The following is an 18,168-nucleotide window of genomic DNA, read 5'->3' as shown; positions in this document are numbered from 1 at the left end:
AACCGTGGTAATTACAGCCGCACTGTGGTACAATATCAAGTCAGATATGACAGAAGGGAGGCGCGCCATGAAGCGGCCTTTAGCGGACGAGATACGGCCCAGGACCCTGGATGAGGTGGTGGGACAGCGGCACCTGCTGGCTCCCGGCGCGGTGCTCCGCCGTCTGATCGAGAAGGGCGCCGACGCCAACATGGTGTTTTATGGCCCCTCCGGCACCGGAAAGACCACGGTGGCCAACATCATCGCCGAAAAGACCAACAAGACCCTGTACCGGCTCAACGCCACCACGGCGTCCCTGCAGGATATCAAAGACATTATTGCTGATGTGGGGACTTTGCTGGCGCCGGGTGGCATTTTGCTGTATCTGGACGAGATCCAGTATTTCAACAAAAAGCAGCAGCAGAGTTTGCTGGAGTTCATGGAGAACGGAAAGCTGACCCTGATCGCTTCTACCACGGAGAACCCGTATTTCTACGTATACAGTGCTTTGCTGTCCCGCAGCACCGTCTTTGAGTTCAAGGCTGTCACAGCCCGGGAGGCGGAGCCTGCGGTCCTGCGGGCGCTGAAAATCGAACAGGCGCGCAGTGAGCTGCCCCTCAGCTGGGATGCGGATGTGCCGCTTCACATTGCCACCGCCTGCGGCGGCGATGTGCGGAAGGCCATTAACGCCGTGGAGCTCCTCTGCCAGGCGGCGGAGGTGAAAAAGGGCGAACTGCATCTGACCGTAGAGGATGCGGTCCAGGTGTCCCAGCGCAGCGCCATGCGCTATGACCGGGACGGCGACGCGCACTACGACATCCTGTCCGCTTTGCAGAAGTCCATCCGGGGCAGCGACCCGGATGCGGCGGTCCATTACCTGGGCCGCCTGCTGGAGGCGGGAGACCTGTTGTCTCCCTGCCGACGGCTGCTGGTGATCGCCGCCGAGGACGTGGGACTGGCATACCCCCAGGCCATTGTGGTAACCAAGGCCTGCGTGGACGCGGCTCTGCAGGTGGGGCTGCCGGAGGCCCGGCTGCCCCTGGCGGAGGCCGCCATCCTGCTGGCCACGGCTCCCAAGTCCAATACCGCCCACAACGCCATCATTGCCGCTATGTCGGACCTGAAAAAGGGAAAGAGCGGCGATATCCCCCGGTGCTTGCAGAATGTCCACGCCGATACCACCGGCTTTGACAACCAACAGCACTACCTGTATCCCCACGATTTCCCCAACCGCTGGGTGGAGCAGCAGTATTTGCCGGACGTGCTGAAAAACGCCCGCTATTATGAATGGGGCGACAACAAGACGGAGCAGGCCGCCAAGGCATACTGGGAGAAGATTAAAGGTCGGGAGCTGTGAGATTGCCCGGTCAGCCGTCTTGCAAAAACACCGTTTCCACCGGTGCCTTTTCATAATTGGGCGGTGAATAGACCCAGCGGTCCAGGACACCGTCGGTGATCTGGTATTTCAGATCCGGCAGCGTGCTGTCCGGCGGGAGCTTTTCGATGACTTGGAGCTTGATCTTCATCCGCTCCGGGCGGATGCTCTTGATGAAGACCGAGACCCGGTCACCGGTCGTCAGATCCTCCCGGGTATCCGCCAGACCGGAGAGGTTGGGAGTCAGTTCGATGAAGCTGCCGTAGGGCTGGACGCTGCGGACCACTCCCGGAACGGTTTCGCCGGGACGGAACCAGCTGGCGTTCTCCATCCAGGTGCCCAGCAGTTCCCGGTGGGTCATGGTGAATCGGCGTCGCTCCGGGTCGATGGACAGAACCACAGCCAGAATTTTCTGGCCAGCCCGGAACCGCTCTTTCGTATGGGAGATGCGGGAGACGGAAATGTGTTCGATGGGCAGCATGGCGACAATACCGCAGCCTATGTCCAGAAAGACGCCGAAGGATTCCAGCCGGGTCGCCCGGCAGGCGAGGACAGAACCGGGGCGCAGGCACTGCAGAAAATACTCCATGGCCTTCTCCTGGGCCGCACGGCGGCTGAGACGGGCCACCGGAGCGCCTTTTTCATCGGTAAGGATTTCCTGGACTGTAAAGCAAGTTGGCTTGCCAACCCTTGACAATATGGCAATATCCCGGTCAGAACCGCTAATCCAGGGGGCATTGATCTCCTCACGCTGCATCACGGCACGGATGCCGTTCAGAGAGAAGTGAAGCGTGTGGTTCACATCACAGCGCAGGGCCACAGCTTCCAGGATCTCACCGCTTTCCACAGCGCTTTTCAGTGATTGCAGGGTGTGAACAGCAGGGGGGCGCAGGCCCTCCGGCGGGAACGTTTTGTTTTCCGGCATCGACATCGCATCCTATCTGCCGCGCAGGCGGCTTTATAATTTGTTTGGTAACGTACTATATGCGCCGGAAGGGCATGGATTGACAGGAGGGGTAATATGGACCTGCATCTGCACGATAAGGTCGAGTTAAAAAAAGCGCATCCCTGCGGCAGTACCCAGTGGGAAATTTTGCGCGTTGGCATGGATATCAAGCTGAAGTGCCTGGGATGCGGTCATGAGCTGATGCTGCCCCGCAGCAAGGCGGAAAAGAGCATCCGGAAAATCCTGACAGGGGAGGAATCGAAATGAACAAAAAAGTGACGCGGGCCATCGCATTGGCTCTGGTAGTGGTCATGATCGTGGCGCTGGTAGCCTCTATGATCGTGCCTTACGTCTGAGAACCAGCATGATAAAAAGAGCCGGACGGTTTGTCCGGCTTTTTTCTGTGCCCTTTTGCGACGGCTTTTCCGGGATGCCTGCCCTATAATAAAGTCTGCTGAATAAACCATGGGCTGACAAGGGAGGAGAGGTATGACGGTAGTCTATGTGGATTCCGTATTTTTGCTCAATGGCGTGATGGATTATCTCCTCTGTCTGGTCACCGCCCGGTTGGCGGGCGTGCCGCTGCGGCGAAGGCGGTATGCGTTGGCGGCCATCCTGGGCGGTGCCTATGCTGTGGCGGTATTTCTGCCCGGATGCGGTTTTCTGGCTTGCTGGCCAGCCAAGTTGGCGGCGGGCGTCCTGATGGCCCTGGTGGCTTTTGGAGGAGAGCAGTACCTGCTGCGGCTGACGCTGCTGCTGTTTGCCCTGTCCTGTGGACTGGCTGGGGGCGTTCTGGGGCTGAGCCTGCTGACCGGAAGCGCTTTGCCCCGGGCCAACGGTGTATTTTATACGGATGTGAACGGAAAAGTTCTGCTGGCATCGTCCGTAGCGGCATATCTGCTGGTAACCGTCGTATTCCGGGCGGCTGCCCGTCACGGCATCCGGGGGGAGCGGCTGGCCGTACGAATTTGCATATGTGGTCGTTCCACAGAGCTGACAGCTCTTTGGGACAGCGGGAACGGGCTCCGTGATCCCAATGGCGGACAGCCGGTACTGGTGACGGCGCCGGGGAGTCTGGATGCTATTCTGCCGGAGGGTGTCAGGCGGCTGTTGACACCGGAGTTGCTTCGGTTCCCGGCGGACCTGCTGGAGCCTCTGCGCCAAACGGCACCGGAACTGCGCCCCCGGCTGATTCCGTACCGTGCGGTGGGCACCTCCACGGGGCTGCTGCTGGCGGTGCGGACAGACTGGGTGGAGATTTGCGGAACACGCCATCCAGGTGTGACGGCGGCACTGTCCCCCACGACACTTGGGACGGGGTATGCGGCCCTTTGGGGCGGAGATGTAAGAAGGGGAGGATACCATGAGACCATTGACGCGCATTTGGCGGCTGCTGCTGGAACAGCTGGGGTTGGTCCGGTCCATTCACTACATCGGTGGGAGCGATACCCTGCCGCCGCCTCTGGCAAAGGAGCGGGAGGCGGAGCTGCTGGGCAGACTGGAGGACGAGGAGGCCCGGAAGGAACTGATCGAGCATAATCTGCGGCTGGTGGTGTACATCGCACGCCGGTTCGAGAACACCGGCGTGGGCATTGAAGACCTGATCTCCATCGGAACCATCGGCCTGATCAAGGCGGTGGGGACCTACCGCACGGACAAAAACATCAAGCTGGCAACATACGCCTCCCGGTGCATCGAAAACGAGATTCTGATGTATCTGCGGAAGAACGCCTCCCGGCGGGGAGAGGTCTCCTTTGACGAGCCTCTGAACACCGACTGGGACGGCAACGAGCTGCTGCTGAGCGATGTGCTGGGCACCGACGCGGACATCGTCATGCGGCCCATTGAGGAGGACGTGGACCGGAGCCTGCTGACGGAGGCCATCAACATCCTGTCGCCCCGGGAGAAGCAGATCATCACCATGCGGTTCGGCCTGGGCGGCGGACGGGAGCAGACCCAGAAGGAGGTGGCGGACCAGCTGGGCATTTCCCAGTCCTACATCTCCCGGCTGGAAAAGCGCATCATTTCCCGGCTGAAAAAGGAGATTTTGCGGCTATCCTGACTCTTGACAATCCAAAAGGGGTATACTATACTGTAACGGTATATTGGAAACTGCGAGGAAGGGAAGCAGTACCCGGCAGGCGGATGCCAAGAGAGGGAACGGACGGTGAGAGTTCCCGTGAAGCGGCCGGAGAAGTCGTCCCGGAGCATTGGGCTGAACGGACAGTAGGCCGCGACGGCATCCCACCGTTATCCGGGAGAGACGTCTTGCGTCAGTGAGTGCGGGAGTTTCCCGAATCCAGGTGGTACCACGGACAATTTGTTCGCCCTGAGCCGAAAGGCTCAGGGCGTTTTTGCTTGTCAGGGAGGAAATATGGAGCTGAAAGAACTGGACGGATCGTTTTCAGTCTGCAAGATGGAGGATTATTCTGCGGTCGACTGGACAAGCCCGTACTGCTTTAGTGGAAAGACAGATGAGGAAAACTCGCTGGTCTGTCTGACAGAAGATGTTCCGGACAATACCATCCAGCGGGAAGATGGTTGGAGAGCGTTCCGGATACAAGGCGTTTTAGATTTTTCCCTGGTGGAGATCCTGTCCAAATTGTCCGCGCTGTTGGCGGAAAACCAGATTGGGATTCTCGCAATTTCCACCTACAATACGGATTATATTTTGACAAAAGCAGACGATTACAGCAGGGCTTTGGAAGTCCTTTCTGATGCCGGATATCAAATCGTCTGATCTGATAGTTTACCAACATATCAACATGTTCGAAAGATAGGAGAGAAACCAATGAACAAAGAACTGCCGAAGGTGTATGAGCCGCAGCAGGTGGAGTCCCGCATTTACAAGATGTGGGAGGACAACAACTGCTTCAACGGCGATCCCGATCCCAAGAAGAAGCCCTTTTCCATTTCCATGCCGCCCCCGAATGTCACGGGCCAGCTGCACATGGGCCACGCCATGGACTCCACGCTGCAGGATATTCTGACCCGCTTCAAGCGGATGCAGGGCTACTCCACCCTGTGGCTGCCCGGCACCGACCATGCCGGTATCGCCACTCAGATCAAGGTGGAGGAGGAACTCCGGGTCAAGGAGGGCAAGACCCGCTATGACCTGGGCCGTGAGCAGTTCCTCCAGCGTGTCTGGCAGTGGAAGGAGAAGTACGGCGGACGCATCGTGGAGCAGCAGAAGAAGCTGGGTGTCTCATGCGACTGGAGCCGCTCCCGCTTCACTATGGACGAGGGATGCTCCAAGGCCGTCCGGGAGACCTTCTGTGAACTGTATGACAAGGGTCTGATTTACAAGGGCAGCCGCATCATCAACTGGTGCCCCCACTGCATCACCGCTCTGTCCGACGCCGAAGTGGAGTACGTGGACAAGCCCGGCCACCTGTGGCACATCCGCTATCCTCTGGCCGATGGCTCCGGGGACATTGTGGTCGCCACGACCCGCCCTGAGACCATGATGGGCGATACCGGCGTGGCTGTGAACCCCAACGATGAAAAGTTCAAGCATCTCATCGGCAAGAAGTGCATCCTGCCTATCATGAACCGTGAGATCCCCATTGTGGGCGACGAGTACTGCGAAATCGGCTTCGGTACCGGCGCGGTGAAGATGACCCCTGCCCACGACCCCAACGACTTTGAGGTGGGCCTGCGTCACAATCTGGAGGTCATTCGCGTTATCGCCGATGACGGTAAGATCAACGAGAATGGCGGCCCCTACAACGGGATGGACCGCTACGAGTGCCGCAAAGCCATCGTGAAGGACCTGGAGGAGCAGGGCTATCTGGTGAAGGTGGAACCCTATTCTCACAACGTAGGCACCTGCTACCGCTGTCACAATGACGTGGAGCCTCTGATTTCTGCCCAGTGGTTCGTGAAGATGGAGCCTCTGGCCCAGGAGGCCCTGCGGGTGGTGAAGGAAGGCGAAGTGAAGTTCGTTCCCGAGCGCTTCGCCAAGACCTATATCAACTGGATGGAGAATGTCCACGACTGGTGCATTTCCCGCCAGCTGTGGTGGGGCCATCAGATCCCCGCCTGGTACTGCGATGAGTGCGGCCACATCAACGTCTCCCGTGAGGACCCCACGCAGTGCGCCAAGTGCGGCTGCACCCACCTGACCCGGGACCCCGATGTGCTGGACACCTGGTTCTCCAGCGCCCTGTGGCCTTTCAGCACCCTGGGCTGGCCGGAAAAGACGGAGGAGCTGGACTTCTACTATCCAAACAGCGTCATGGTCACCGGCTACGACATCATCTTCTTCTGGGTGGCCCGTATGATCTTCTCCGGCTGTGAGCAGATGAAGAAGATCCCCTTCCACACCGTTCTGATCCACGGCCTGGTGCGGGACGACAAGGGCCGCAAGATGTCCAAGTCCCTGGGCAACGGCATTGACCCCCTGGAGATCGCCGAGAAGTACGGCGCCGACGCTCTGCGCTTCAACCTGATTACCGGCAACAGCCCCGGCAACGACACCCGGTTCTACACCGAGAAGTGCGAGGCCATGCGGAACTTTGCCAACAAGATCTGGAATGCCAGCCGCTTCGTGATGATGAACCTCACCATCGACAAGTGCCAGCTGCCCGAGGCTTCCAAGCTGGCTCCCGAGGATAAGTGGGTCCTCTCCAAGCTGAACACCCTGGTGAAGGAAGTCACCGAGAACCTGGATGCCTACGAGATCGGCGTGGCCTCCGCCAAGGTTTACGACTTCATCTGGGACACCTACTGCGACTGGTATATCGAGCTGACCAAGACCCGTCTGAACGGTGAGGACGAGGCTGCCAAGCTGGTTGCCCAGAACGTGCTGTGCTACGTGCTGACGGAGCTGCTGAAGCTGCTGCACCCCTTCATGCCCTTCATCACCGAGGAGATCTTCCAGGCGCTGCCCCATGAGGGTGACTTCATCATGACCTCTCAGTGGCCGGAGTATCAGGACAGCCTGAGCTTCCCTGCGGAAGAGTCTTCCATGGAGGCCGTCATGGATACCATCAAGTCCATCCGCGCCCGTCGGGCTGAGATGAACGTGCCTCCTTCCAAGAAGGCGGAGGTGCTGCTGGTGACCGCCACTCCTGAGATCTATCAGCAGGGCCTGCACTTCATCCAGCGTCTGGCCTACGCCAGTGAGGTGACCTTCGCCGATGCCGCTCCTGCCGATGTGAGCAAGATGGTGTCCGTGGTGACCCACAATGCCACGGCATACATGCCCATGGCGGAGCTGGTGGACATGGCCGCTGAGCTTGACCGCATCAACAAGGAACTGGAGAAGGCCCGGAATGGATTACGGATCGTGGAGCAGAAGCTGTCCAACGAGAAGTTCGTCTCCCGTGCTCCCGAAGCGGTGGTCAACGCCGAGAAGGAGAAGGCCGCCAAGTTCGCCGAGCTGATCGCCAAGCTGGAGGAATCCGCCAAGGCTATGCAGGCGTAAATCCCGAATAGAGTGAACCAGAGCCTCCGCAATAAGCGGAGGCTCTGGTTTTTGCTTTTGATGAAAAAGGTGATGGGCTCCCAGGTCAAGCAGTGTTTTGATAAAATGGCACCTTCACTTCCAATATTGCACTATTTCGGCTTCTTGCGCAGCTTTAATTTGATGTTTCGGGCGTCTGCTGCAGCCTGGAGAAGGGCGATTGCCACTTTGGCACGCTCTTTTAGGGGGAGAGCCATGGAATCAGATGCCAGATGCTCCCGGATGGTCCGTAGGTCTTCCAATGGCAACAGGTTCACTGCTGTGGCGAAGGGGCTTTTTTGTCGTCCAGCGTTGCAGTTGTCCAGCAGCCACCGCAGCAGAACGGTCTTTTCTTCCATTTCTGCTTTACAGACGTCCAGACCTCTGGTCTGGACGTTTTTCAGGTTTTCCGCAGGTTGCGGGTGGAAATAAAGGAGTCATAATCATCCATACCCTTGAATTTCCGGCAGGGATATTCAGGACAGTGACAACAGAATTCCACATTGCCGTGCTCTCGGCTGCATCGGGCGATGGCGCAGGACTGATTCCCGTCTCCGCCGCCGCAGCCGGGACAGTATCCGCCCAGATGCATGGTGCACAGGCCGCAGCTGAGTCCGCAGAGGGACAGCAACGGATATTCCCGGCAAAAATCCTTCATAGGCTCACCGGATGAAATTGGTTCGGGCACCGGATTCCGCCTGGGGCGGCTGGATACCGGCAGCCTTCCCGGCTTCGATGCACCGGAGCATCCAGGCCATGTTGGACGCCAGGTTCCGCATAGTCTGCAGTCCTTCCTCGTCCTTCAGCACATCCTCCGGCTGCTTGCCGTGGACCATGGTCCAATAGGTGGAGGAGACAACGGGCATCTGGGAGATGGTGAAATACTTTTGCAGGACATCCAGCGTGGCAGTGGTGCCGGCTCGCCGTGCGGAAGCGATGGCTGCCGCTGGTTTATGGGCGAAGGCGTGCTTACCTGCGTAGAATACCCGGTCCAGAATGGACAGGATGCGTCCGCTGGGATGGGCATAATAAACAGGAGAGCCAAAGACGAAGCCGTCGGCCGCTTCGGCTTTTGCGATGACCTGATTGACGATGTCATCATCAAAGACACATCGGCCAGACAGCGTTTTGCAGGCGCCGCAGGCGGTACAGTCCCGGACCGGTTCATTGCCCAGGAACAGGATTTCCGCCTCGATCCCCGCAGCTTCCAGTACGGCAGCAATCTCCCGCAGAGCGGTATCGGTGCAGCCGTGCAGGTGAGAACTTCCATTGAGCAGTAAGACTTTCATCGTGATGCCATATCCTTTCTGTGTGGATTTAATTGCATTCTATCATATTTCGGCTGCAGAGAGAAGGTAAGCACAGAGAAAGAGAAAAATTTCAGAAAAAGCGGCGGGCGGCCAAGAATCCGACAAAAAAGAAGGGGACAACTTCCTATAATGAAGAAAACAACCGCCACAGGCGAAAGGATGAAAGAACATGGAGATACATGCGAAAAGCGCAGACCGGAATCTCTTGCTGGAGTTTTCCGGCGAGCTGGACCATCACGGCGCAAGACATGCACTGCGGGAGCTGGAAATGGCCGTAGATGCGGCACTTCCAAAAACCCTCATGCTGGATATGGGGGGTGTGACTTTTATGGACAGCTCCGGAATTGCTCTGATCCTACGGGCCCAGCAGCGGATGCAGCTACTGGACGGAAGCGTGGTGGTCTGCAACGTTCCGGCACAGGCCAGACGTGTCCTGGATGCCGCGGGCATCGGACGGCTGGTGACGATACGATAAAGGAGGTTTACATAATGAAAAACAAGGCAATGAATGAGGTTACACTGGAATTTCCCAGCCGCAGCAGCAACGAGGGCTTTGCACGATCCGCTGTCGCTTGCTTTGCGGCCCAGATGGATCCTACCCTGAATGAACTGGAGGATATCAAGACAGCTGTCAGTGAGGCGGTGACCAACGCCATTGTCCACGCCTATCCGGATTCCATTGGTAAGGTTCTGGTGAAGGTCCGAATCTGCCCGGGAAATGTGCTGGAGATCACCGTCAAGGACCACGGGAAAGGCATCCCGGATATTGACAAGGCCAGGGAACCCATGTTCACCACCGGCGGCGAGGAGCGCAGCGGCATGGGCTTCACCATCATGGAGAGCTTCATGGACAAGCTGACAGTTCGCTCTGCACCCGGAAAGGGGACCAGCGTTGCTATGAAGAAAAAGCTGGCCGCCCGGATGAAAACAGGAAAATGAGCAGCAGTACGCTGGAACTGCTGCGGGCTGCCCAGGAGGGGGACCGGGATGCCTGCGAGCAGGCAGTTCTGGAAAACAACGGCCTGATCTGGAGTATCGTGCGGAGATACTACGGACGGGGCGTGGAGCCGGATGACCTTTATCAGCTGGGATGCCTGGGCTTTTTGAAAGCGATACAGGGCTTCGACTTCTCCTACGGGACCTGCTTTTCTACCTATGCGGTCCCCAAGATCGCCGGCGAGATACGGCGCTTTCTGCGGGATGACGGATTGGTGAAAGTCGGACGGGCCATTAGGGAGCAAGCACAAACACTTTACAGCAAAAGAGAACAGCTCCGCCATGATCTGGGCCGGGAGCCGGCGCTCTCCGAGTTGGCGGAGGCCACAGGGTTTTCCATGGAGGAGATCGCTCAGGTGGAACTAGCTACCGATTCTCCGGAGTCTTTGCAGCGGGAGACAGCAGACGGTTTGACGTTGGAGGGGATGCTGGGGACCGACGCTCCGGAAGAGGGACTGGTGGAACGGATCGCCCTGCGGGAAGCCATCGACCATCTGCCGGAGAAAGAGCGCATGACGATTCTGCTGCGCTATTTCAAGGGACTGACCCAGGAGCGGACGGCCCGGGTGCTGGGGGTGTCCCAGGTGCAGATATCCCGGCTGGAGCGCCGGGGGCTGGCACGGCTGCGGGAGAGCTTTGAGGCTTGAAATAGGATTCGTCCTGGAATTCGGTCATGGTATTCCAGTAGCGCTTCGGCATATTGGTCCTGCGGCATTTTGGATTGTACCGCTCCTTGATGGCGATGGTGTCGTAAAACCGCTTCCACAGAATGCGGTAGTTGGCCTCCGTTTCGTCGGGAGGGGCCATTTGAAAGGACTCCAGCGGCCGGATAACCGCCTTCCCGGCGGCGTAGAACAGCGCCTCCTTGTGAGTGCGGTCGTAGATGAAAAATATTTCATCCCGGTAGCGGGCGCAAAAATGACCACGCAAAATGGGAAGGACACGGTTTTTGGGTTCGATCTCGCTGCCCAGTACGCCTCCCAGTTCAGAAAACCGGACAAATCCCTTCAGCAGGTGGGCCTCGCCATTGAGATGGCGGACCGCGGTGATGACAGGGTAGAGAGTCTCGTCTGAAAAGTTCCTGAGAAAGCCAGGCCCCTCTTTCAGGAGCTTTGCCACCAGTCGGTAAAGGTACAGTTCCTTTTCCGGAAGACAGGTCAAAAAGCCCTTGTGCAGAAGCTCAGCTGCATAGGGAGAACACTTTACAATCTTTCTGAATACACGGTTTGCATGATTCTGGTCTGTGACGATACTCCGGGTGGCAAACAGTGTGGGTGTAGCGTACTCATCGGGACAGATGGTTGTGGGGATTTCTTTGTTGACATAGCTGTCAAAGATGCAGCATAGAAATCCCTCGAAGGAACCGTCGTAATAATAGACCATTTCTGTCATAAAAAAGTCCTCATGCACCGGCGCTGTCGAAGAGAGACAGCTGGACCATTTCCTGCTGGGGCAGCAGAGGCTGCTCCGCGGCGATCAGACTGCGCAACAGGCTGTCAGGGGTGAACCGCAGGCCGTCCGGCATCTTTCCAGAGGCAGTGAGAAAATACTGGGCTCGCTTCATGACCACGCCCATACGGCGGAGGTCCTCCAGATGGACCCGCCCCACCCGGCGGGCGGTCAGGATTCGGCGGGCAGAAGTGACGCCGATGCCGGGAACCCGCAGCAGCGCCTCATAGTCCGCTGTGTTGACCTCCACGGGGAAGAAGTCCAGATGGTTCAGGGCCCAGCTGCACTTAGGGTCTACCCTAGGGTCAAAGTCCGGGTGACGGTCGTCTAAAAGCTCTTCTGCCCGGAAGCCGTAAAACCGAAGAAGCCAGTCTGCCTGATACAGCCGGTGCTCCCGCAGGAGAGGCGGTTTTACATCCTTGGCGGGCAGGAGAGCATGCTCCACCACCGGTACGTAGGCGGAATAGAACACCCGTTTCAGGCGGTACTTATCGTAGAGTCCCTGGGTCAGACGGAGAATGTGGAGGTCGGAGTCCGGGGTGGCGCCCACGATCAGCTGAGTGCTCTGGCCCGCCGGAGCGAATTTGGGCGCATGGCGGTATTTTACCAGCTCCTCCTTGTTCTGCTGGTTCCGGGTCTGGATCTGCCGCATGGGGGCCAGGATGGCCTGCTTACTTTTGTCCGGAGCCAGAGTCCGGAGCCCAACTTCAGAGGGCAGCTCAATATTGACGCTCAGACGGTCCGCCAGCAGTCCCAGCTGCTCCACCAACTCCGGGGAGGTGCCGGGAATGGCCTTGGCGTGGATATAGCCGTTGAAACGGTGGGTTTCCCGCAGGATGCGCAGGGCCCGGATCATCTGCTCCGTGGTATAGTCCGGATTCCGGAGAACGCCGGAGGAGAGGAAGAGGCCCTCAATATAATTCCGTCGGTAGAAATTGATGGTCAGGTCCGCCAGCTCCTCCGGGGTAAACGCCGCCCGGCGGGTATCGTTGCTGCGGCGGTTGACGCAGTATTTGCAGTCATAGACACAGCAGTTGGTCATCAGCACCTTCAGCAGGGTCACGCACCGTCCGTCCGCGGAAAATGAGTGGCAACACCCGGCCACAGAGGACGAGGTGTTGCCGATGTATCCCTTTTTGGACGTGCGGGTCCCTCCGCTGGAGGTACAGGCGGCGTCATATTTGGCGGCATCCGTCAGAATCGTCAGCTTTTCCAGGACATCCATAACATAGAGCTCAGCGGGCCATGGCGCGCCGGTGGGAGGTCCGGCGTGCGGGGCGCTCAATCGCGTCAATGATGCGGAACAGCTGATAGGTCAAAAAGGCCACGCCCACCAGAATAAAAAAGAAGCTCCAACCAGTCATCCTTGTTTCCTCCTTAATCGAACTTTTGTTCTGATATCATCATAACTCGAACAAACGTTTCTGTCAAGAAGAAATCGAACAAATTTTCGAAAGACCTCAAATATGAGAAAAGGAAGGACCCTGTATGATGTAAAAAGAGACGGCCGAAGCCGTCTCTTTTATGTGGTGTCAGATCACTTGCAGGCTGCCAGGTCCTTCAGGAACTGGTCAATGGCGCTCTCCGGGGTGGCCCAGCTGGTGACAAACCGGACGATGGTGTGATCCGGGTCCGTGGGGCGGTCGATCTCGAACTCATAGCCCATGGACCGCAGCTGCTCCATCACCGTGTTGGGCAGCACCGGGAACTGCTGGTTGGAGGGAGAGGGGACAGGGAAGGGATAGCCCAGGGCGGCTACGCCGTCCCGCAGGCGGAAGGCCATGTCATTGGCGTGGCGGGCCATGTCAAAGTAGAGGCCGTCCTCCAGCAGGGCCTGGAACTGGACGCCCAGCAGGCGGCCCTTGGCCAGCATGCCGCCGCGCTGCTTCATGTGCCAGCGGAAGTGATCGTTGGGGGCGTTCATCACCAGGGCCTCACCGAAGAGGGCGCCGTTCTTGGTGCCGCCGATGTAGAAGGCATCCGTCAGGGCTGCCAGGTCCGGCAGGGTCAGGTCGTTGTCCGGGGAGGTGAGGGCAGAGCCCAGCCGCGCACCGTCCAGGAACAGGAACAGGCCGTGGGCGTCGCAGCACGCCCGCAGGGCGGTCAGCTCGGCCTTGGTGTAGATGGTGCCGATCTCCGTGGTGTCAGAGACGTACACCATTTTGGGGGCCACCATGTGCTCCGTGCCGTTGTGTTCTGCCAGGACCGTCTCCACCAGGGCGGGGGTCAGCTTGCCGTCAGGGGCGTAGATAGAGCAGACCTTGTGGCCGGTGGCCTCGATGGCACCGGTCTCGTGGGTATTGATGTGGGAGGTATGGGCGCCGATGACCGCCTCATAGGGCCGCAGCATGGATTCAATGACCAGGAGGTTGGTCTGGGTGCCGCCTACCAGGAAATGAACGTCGGCCTGGGGGGCGTTGCACAGGCGGCGGACGGTATCCCGGGCAGTCTCACAGAGAGGGTCCGTGCCGTAGCCCACAGTCTGGACCAGATTGGTGTCCGCCAGGGCCTGGAGAACCTTGGGATGGGCACCTTCGCTGTAATCATTACGGAAGCTGTACATAAAAATTTACCTGCTTTCTGAAATGTAACAAATTTGTTGTTGAAATCATACCGCGAATCCTGTATAAATGCAAGCGAGGGGAAAAATTTCTGTTAACTTTTCCGGAACGGGAAATAATGAGAAAAGAACGGAAACTTTTTTGTGAGTTGCTCCGTCATAGACATGGATCAAACAGGATAAGGAGAATGGTATGAAAAAGACAATGGTCCTGCTGCTGGCAGGTTTGATGCTGATGCTGAGCGCCTGCGGCGGTAATAGCGGAAAGCAGGAGACGACCCAGGTGGATCTCCAGGCCTACTGGGATACGCTCCAGGAGACCTACAAATGGAATGAGGGTTATATGGTGGACATCGAGGGTGAAATGCTGGAGGCCTATTACCCCGGCCTGGGCGATATCGCCGCGAAGCAGTTCATTGCCAAGATGCCCATGATGAGCTCTGTGGTCAACGAGATGGTGTTTATGGAGTGCGAGACGGAGGATGACGCGGCTCTGGCGGCGGCGCTGCTGCAGGACCGCATCACCACCCAGGCCGAGGGCGGCGCTTGGTATCCCGAGTCCATGGAGGCCTGGGGGCGCGGCATCGTCATCCAGCAGGGAACGTATGTGGCCATGATCGCCTCCGCCGAGCACCAGGACGAGATCGCGGAGAGCTTCACCGCTCTGTTCCAGTAATAGACATTCAGCGGAACAGCCGCAGAGACCCTGCGGCTGTTTTTCTCTGTTTGAACGCATGTTCGATAGACGGGATTGATATCCCAGAGCAGGGAGGATAGACCTTTGATCTTCAGCAGTTTGACATTTTTATTTGCCTATCTGCCGCTGACACTGGCGGCTTATTTCCTAACGTCCCTGCGCTGGCGGAATCTGACGCTGCTGCTGGTGAGCCTGTTCTTCTACGGCTGGGGCGAGCCAGTCTATATCACCATCATGTTCCTCTCCATCCTCATTGACTATACCCACGGTCTGCTGGTGGAGAAGTACCGGGATAACGACAAAAAGGCCCGGTGGTTCGTGGCGCAGTCAGTCATCTTCAACCTGCTGCTTCTTGGCTTTTTCAAGTATTGGGACTTCCTGGCGGCGAATCTGTCCCTGATCCCGGGGATCACGGTGCCCCAGTTGGGCATCCCGCTGCCCATTGGAATCTCCTTCTTTACCTTCCAGACTATGAGCTACACCATTGACGTTTACCGTAAGGATGCTCCGGTCCAACGGAATATCATCAGCTTCGGCGCTTTTGTCACCATGTTTCCGCAGCTGATCGCCGGTCCCATCGTCAAGTACAAGACCGTGGCTGAGGACCTGAATCACCGGGTCCACAGTACAGAGAATTTTGCCCTGGGCGCCCGCCGGTTCTGCGTGGGCCTTGCCAAAAAGGTGCTGCTGGCCAATTCCATCGGCGCGTTGTGGGACGCCCAGTTGGCAGCCCAGGGAGCTGGTACTTTGACGGCGGCGGGGGGCTGGATGGGTCTGCTGGCCTTTGGTTTTCAGATCTACTTTGACTTTTCCGGTTACTCCGACATGGCCATCGGCCTGGGCCAGATCTTTGGCTTCCGGTTTAACGAGAACTTTGACCACCCCTATTTGTCCACCTCTGTTTCCGAATTCTGGCGGCGGTGGCATATGTCTTTGACTTCCTGGTTCCGGGAGTATCTGTATATTCCCCTGGGGGGTAATCGGGGCGGCACGGTCAAGACTCTGCGGAATATCCTGATCGTCTGGTTCTGTACCGGTTTCTGGCACGGCGCCAGCTGGAACTTCATCCTCTGGGGATTGTACTTCGCCGCGTGGCTGATCCTGGAGAAATACGTGCTGCGGAATGTCCTGGATAAGACCCCGGCGGCACTGAAGCACCTGTACACCCTGATCGTGGTGTTCGTGGGCTGGGGCATCTTTGCCATGGAGGACCTGCCCGTCTGTGGGGCCTATCTGGCCGCCTGCTTCGGCGGCGCACCTCTGTGGAGCGCCCTGGACGGCTACACCCTCCGCAGCTATGCCATCACCTTTGGCATTTTGATTGTGGCGTCCACGACCCTGGGTGTCCGGGGCTGGGCCTGTCTGCCGGAGAAGGCCAAAAAGGTCCTGACGCCCGTATTGATGGCCCTGTCCCTACTGATCTGTACCGCTTATCTGGTGGACGGCAGCTACAATCCCTTCCTGTATTTCAGATTTTAAAGGAGGCGGCATCATGACAAAAGCATACAGCCGTTTCCTGACGGCGTTTTTCTGTCTGTTCCTGGCGGGACTGCTGGTATGGCACGTCTTATTGCCGGACCGGGCCCAGTCCGAAACGGAGAACCGCATGTTGGCCCAGGCACCGGAGTTCTCCTGGTCCGCTCTGGTGAGCGGCAAGTACACCGATGCCGTGGAGGAATACTTTGCGGACCAGTTCCCCCTGCGGGACGGTTGGACTGGCCTGAAAGCCCGGATGGAGCAGCTGCTGGGCAAGCGGGAATTCAACGGCATCTATCTCTGCGGCGACACCCTGATCTCCAAGGTGGAGACCCCGGCGGTAGGGGCCGTGGACAAGAATCTCAGCTATGTGGACCGTCTGGCGGGAAAGACCGATGCCAATGTAGTCCTGGGCCTGATTCCATCAGCGGCGGAGATCTGGAAGGAGAAGATTCCTGCCGGAGCGGACAGTTGGGACCAGACGGCTCTGCTGGCTCAGAGCCAGGTGGACTTTCAGAGCGCTCTGGTGGCCCACGCCGATGAACCCATCTTCTACCGCACAGACCACCACTGGACCACTCTGGGGGCTTTTTACGGGGCCAATACCCTGCTGGAATCCCTGGGCGAGGAACCATTAAAGGAAGATGACTTTACACCGGAAACCGTCTCTGACAGCTTCAACGGCACCTTGTACTCCCAGTCCGGCATCCACTGGCTGGAGCCAGATACCATGGAATTCTGGGTGGAAGAGGAGGGGCTGACAGTCACCTCCTTACGGACGGGGAAGGAAGAACTCGCTGCCCTGTACGATCGAACGTACCTTGAGAAGAAGGACAAGTATTCTTCCTTCCTGGGCGGAAACCAGCCTTTGTGCGTCATCAAAAATGAGCAAGTGACGGACGGCAGCAAGCTGCTGCTGGTACGGGACAGCTATTCCGACGCTCTGGCGCCCTTCCTGGCCCAGCGGTTTTCTGAGGTCCACCTGCTGGACCTGCGGTATTACCGGGCTCCGGTCTCCGCCTACGCGACGGAAAACGGCATCGGCGATATCGCCGTGGTGTACAGCGTGCAGAACTTCATCTCCGACGTGAACCTGGTACTGCTGACCCAGTAAAAAAGAACGCCCGAAAATGGCAGGTGTTCATAAAACAGTGTTAGCCCAATAACACGAAATGAGCATCTGTCAGACAGGATTGGTCAACGAAAAAACACGCCATATTCAGCTTCAAAGGCTGAGTATGGCGTGTTTTTCTGCTTATTTGCGTTTCCGTTTTCCTTTTCCATGCGGCTGGTATGCCCTCGCCTTACCACGCTGGTTGGTTGAGCTTTTCATGTACTTGGACAGCTTCAAAACATCAATGATATTTACAAATTGCTCCTTGGTAATGGCGTCGTAGTCAATGCCGAATGTTGCAAGGTAGATCCTCGCCTGTTTCTCGACGTCGCTGCCCTCAAAGTTCATGGCATCCTTCAACTGGGCCTGCACTTCCTCCGCAATGGAGGGCGTATCTGCCGTTGTGGTGTCGGTGCTGTGCTTCTCACGAATGTCGCGGAGGATCGCTTTCAGATCATCGGCAAGCACATGACCGAAATAGTCATCCTCCCGCACCTGGGCCAGTTCCAATGTCCGGGTGGAAAGATCGTCCTGCCCGTCCTGCTTCATCAGGGCCATCTTCCGAACTGCTTCCAGCATGGCGTTCATATCGTTGATCCGCATATCTGCGATCCGGTCCACATAGATTTCCGCATCTAACATCATACGCTGGAAATCCCTGTGGCACAGCATTTCCGACAGCAGTCGGTGATTGAACTTTCCCGCCTGTAATACTTCTATGGCACCATCACTCAGATGCAGAGCGTCCAGCTCTGTGTCTGGGTGATTTTTTGTTTCTGTCATGCCCAGCAGATAGTCCGTGGACACGCCGTAGAACTTC

General features: G+C 57.8%; 21 protein-coding genes and 1 other annotated feature. Of the genes, 12 read left to right on the top strand and 9 right to left on the bottom strand.

Annotated features, from left to right (window positions below):
• Nucleotides 1–67: 67 nt before the first annotated feature.
• Nucleotides 68–1,336, top strand: a complete 1,269-nt coding sequence (locus JQM66_RS10805) for a replication-associated recombination protein A (RefSeq protein WP_235229887.1) — start codon at nucleotides 68–70, stop codon at nucleotides 1,334–1,336.
• A gap of 10 nt (nucleotides 1,337–1,346) precedes the next feature.
• Here JQM66_RS10805 and JQM66_RS10800 read toward each other — a convergent pair whose 3' ends face one another.
• On the bottom strand, nucleotides 1,347–2,279 hold the full coding sequence (locus JQM66_RS10800; RefSeq protein WP_235229886.1) for a S1 RNA-binding domain-containing protein: 933 nt from the start codon (nucleotides 2,277–2,279) through the stop codon (nucleotides 1,347–1,349).
• 96 nt (nucleotides 2,280–2,375) lie between these two features.
• Between JQM66_RS10800 and JQM66_RS10795 the strand changes: the two genes are divergently transcribed.
• From JQM66_RS10795 to JQM66_RS10775, 5 genes are all read left to right on the top strand, one after another.
• Nucleotides 2,376–2,567, top strand: a complete 192-nt coding sequence (locus JQM66_RS10795) for a DUF951 domain-containing protein (RefSeq protein ID WP_235229885.1) — start codon at nucleotides 2,376–2,378, stop codon at nucleotides 2,565–2,567.
• 222 nt (nucleotides 2,568–2,789) lie between these two features.
• Nucleotides 2,790–3,839, top strand: coding sequence for a sigma-E processing peptidase SpoIIGA (locus tag JQM66_RS10790; RefSeq protein ID WP_235229884.1), 1,050 nt, complete (start codon nucleotides 2,790–2,792; stop codon nucleotides 3,837–3,839).
• Nucleotides 3,724–4,362 (top strand): RNA polymerase sporulation sigma factor SigE, encoded by a 639-nt coding sequence (gene sigE, locus JQM66_RS10785; RefSeq protein WP_235229909.1) that lies wholly within the window; start codon nucleotides 3,724–3,726, stop codon nucleotides 4,360–4,362. Before JQM66_RS10790 ends, sigE begins: the two co-directional genes overlap by 116 nt.
• A gap of 46 nt (nucleotides 4,363–4,408) precedes the next feature.
• Nucleotides 4,409–4,635: a binding site (T-box leader), on the top strand.
• A gap of 39 nt (nucleotides 4,636–4,674) precedes the next feature.
• Nucleotides 4,675–5,040 carry an ACT domain-containing protein gene (locus JQM66_RS10780; RefSeq protein WP_235229883.1) on the top strand — a complete coding sequence of 122 codons (366 nt, stop codon included), beginning with the start codon at nucleotides 4,675–4,677 and terminating at the stop codon, nucleotides 5,038–5,040.
• Nucleotides 5,041–5,091: 51 nt separating this feature from the next.
• A complete protein-coding gene (locus tag JQM66_RS10775) occupies nucleotides 5,092–7,728 on the top strand; it encodes a valine--tRNA ligase (RefSeq protein WP_235229882.1) in 2,637 nt (878 codons plus the stop codon).
• A 131-nt stretch (nucleotides 7,729–7,859) separates the two neighbouring features.
• Here the strand turns inward: JQM66_RS10775 and JQM66_RS12700 are convergent, their stop codons facing one another.
• From JQM66_RS12700 to JQM66_RS10765, 3 genes are read right to left on the bottom strand one after another with little or no spacing between them, the layout of a single operon-like run.
• Entirely contained in the window at nucleotides 7,860–8,105 is a 246-nt protein-coding gene (locus JQM66_RS12700) for a hypothetical protein (RefSeq protein WP_328284138.1), read from the bottom strand.
• Nucleotides 8,106–8,146: 41 nt separating this feature from the next.
• Nucleotides 8,147–8,404, bottom strand: a complete 258-nt coding sequence (locus JQM66_RS12695; protein ID WP_328284137.1) for a DUF3795 domain-containing protein — start codon at nucleotides 8,402–8,404, stop codon at nucleotides 8,147–8,149.
• A 4-nt stretch (nucleotides 8,405–8,408) separates the two neighbouring features.
• Nucleotides 8,409–9,035 carry a flavodoxin family protein gene (locus tag JQM66_RS10765; RefSeq protein ID WP_235229881.1) on the bottom strand — a complete coding sequence of 209 codons (627 nt, stop codon included), beginning with the start codon at nucleotides 9,033–9,035 and terminating at the stop codon, nucleotides 8,409–8,411.
• 190 nt (nucleotides 9,036–9,225) lie between these two features.
• On the opposite strand from JQM66_RS10765, the gene JQM66_RS10760 reads away from it, so the two are divergent.
• The 3 genes from JQM66_RS10760 to JQM66_RS10750 are packed head-to-tail and all read left to right on the top strand — an operon-like array spanning nucleotide 9,226 to nucleotide 10,699.
• Entirely contained in the window at nucleotides 9,226–9,531 is a 306-nt protein-coding gene (locus tag JQM66_RS10760) for an STAS domain-containing protein (protein WP_235229880.1), read from the top strand.
• A gap of 14 nt (nucleotides 9,532–9,545) precedes the next feature.
• Complete coding sequence (gene spoIIAB / locus JQM66_RS10755; RefSeq protein WP_235229879.1) at nucleotides 9,546–9,995, top strand: anti-sigma F factor; 450 nt, start codon at nucleotides 9,546–9,548, stop codon at nucleotides 9,993–9,995.
• Nucleotides 9,992–10,699, top strand: coding sequence for a sigma-70 family RNA polymerase sigma factor (locus tag JQM66_RS10750; protein ID WP_235229878.1), 708 nt, complete (start codon nucleotides 9,992–9,994; stop codon nucleotides 10,697–10,699). Before spoIIAB ends, JQM66_RS10750 begins: the two co-directional genes overlap by 4 nt.
• Here JQM66_RS10750 and JQM66_RS10745 read toward each other — a convergent pair.
• From JQM66_RS10745 to JQM66_RS10735, 4 genes are all read right to left on the bottom strand, one after another.
• On the bottom strand, nucleotides 10,587–11,435 hold the full coding sequence (locus JQM66_RS10745) for a TIGR03915 family putative DNA repair protein (protein ID WP_235229908.1): 849 nt from the start codon (nucleotides 11,433–11,435) through the stop codon (nucleotides 10,587–10,589). The genes JQM66_RS10750 and JQM66_RS10745 overlap by 113 nt on opposite strands.
• Before the next feature lie 19 nt (nucleotides 11,436–11,454).
• Nucleotides 11,455–12,726 (bottom strand): putative DNA modification/repair radical SAM protein, encoded by a 1,272-nt coding sequence (locus tag JQM66_RS10740; protein ID WP_235229877.1) that lies wholly within the window; start codon nucleotides 12,724–12,726, stop codon nucleotides 11,455–11,457.
• 10 nt (nucleotides 12,727–12,736) lie between these two features.
• Nucleotides 12,737–12,865 carry a hypothetical protein gene (locus tag JQM66_RS12610; RefSeq protein ID WP_268824402.1) on the bottom strand — a complete coding sequence of 43 codons (129 nt, stop codon included), beginning with the start codon at nucleotides 12,863–12,865 and terminating at the stop codon, nucleotides 12,737–12,739.
• Nucleotides 12,866–13,038: 173 nt separating this feature from the next.
• Nucleotides 13,039–14,064 (bottom strand): threonine aldolase family protein, encoded by a 1,026-nt coding sequence (locus JQM66_RS10735; RefSeq protein WP_235229876.1) that lies wholly within the window; start codon nucleotides 14,062–14,064, stop codon nucleotides 13,039–13,041.
• A gap of 190 nt (nucleotides 14,065–14,254) precedes the next feature.
• On the opposite strand from JQM66_RS10735, the gene JQM66_RS10730 reads away from it, so the two are divergent.
• The 3 genes from JQM66_RS10730 to JQM66_RS10720 all read left to right on the top strand — a co-directional run bounded on the left by JQM66_RS10730 (nucleotide 14,255) and on the right by JQM66_RS10720 (nucleotide 17,348).
• Nucleotides 14,255–14,737 (top strand): DUF4358 domain-containing protein, encoded by a 483-nt coding sequence (locus JQM66_RS10730; protein WP_235229875.1) that lies wholly within the window; start codon nucleotides 14,255–14,257, stop codon nucleotides 14,735–14,737.
• A 105-nt stretch (nucleotides 14,738–14,842) separates the two neighbouring features.
• Nucleotides 14,843–16,237, top strand: a complete 1,395-nt coding sequence (locus JQM66_RS10725; RefSeq protein WP_235229874.1) for an MBOAT family O-acyltransferase — start codon at nucleotides 14,843–14,845, stop codon at nucleotides 16,235–16,237.
• 13 nt (nucleotides 16,238–16,250) lie between these two features.
• The gene (locus tag JQM66_RS10720) at nucleotides 16,251–17,348 is read left to right on the top strand and encodes a DHHW family protein (protein WP_235229873.1); all 1,098 of its coding nucleotides are present in this window, start codon (nucleotides 16,251–16,253) and stop codon (nucleotides 17,346–17,348) included.
• Nucleotides 17,349–17,489: 141 nt separating this feature from the next.
• On the opposite strand, the gene JQM66_RS10715 is transcribed toward JQM66_RS10720, so the two are convergent.
• A partial coding sequence (locus JQM66_RS10715; protein ID WP_235229872.1) for an XRE family transcriptional regulator occupies nucleotides 17,490–18,168 on the bottom strand: 679 nt, incomplete at its 5' end.

Origin of the sequence: Oscillibacter valericigenes, from assembly GCF_021531915.1 — a bacterium.
In the GTDB taxonomy this organism is placed as follows: Bacteria; Bacillota; Clostridia; order Oscillospirales; family Oscillospiraceae; genus Oscillibacter; species Oscillibacter valericigenes_A.
The sequence above is the reverse complement of the archived record's forward strand: the minus strand, read 5'-3'. Positions and strand labels throughout refer to the sequence as shown.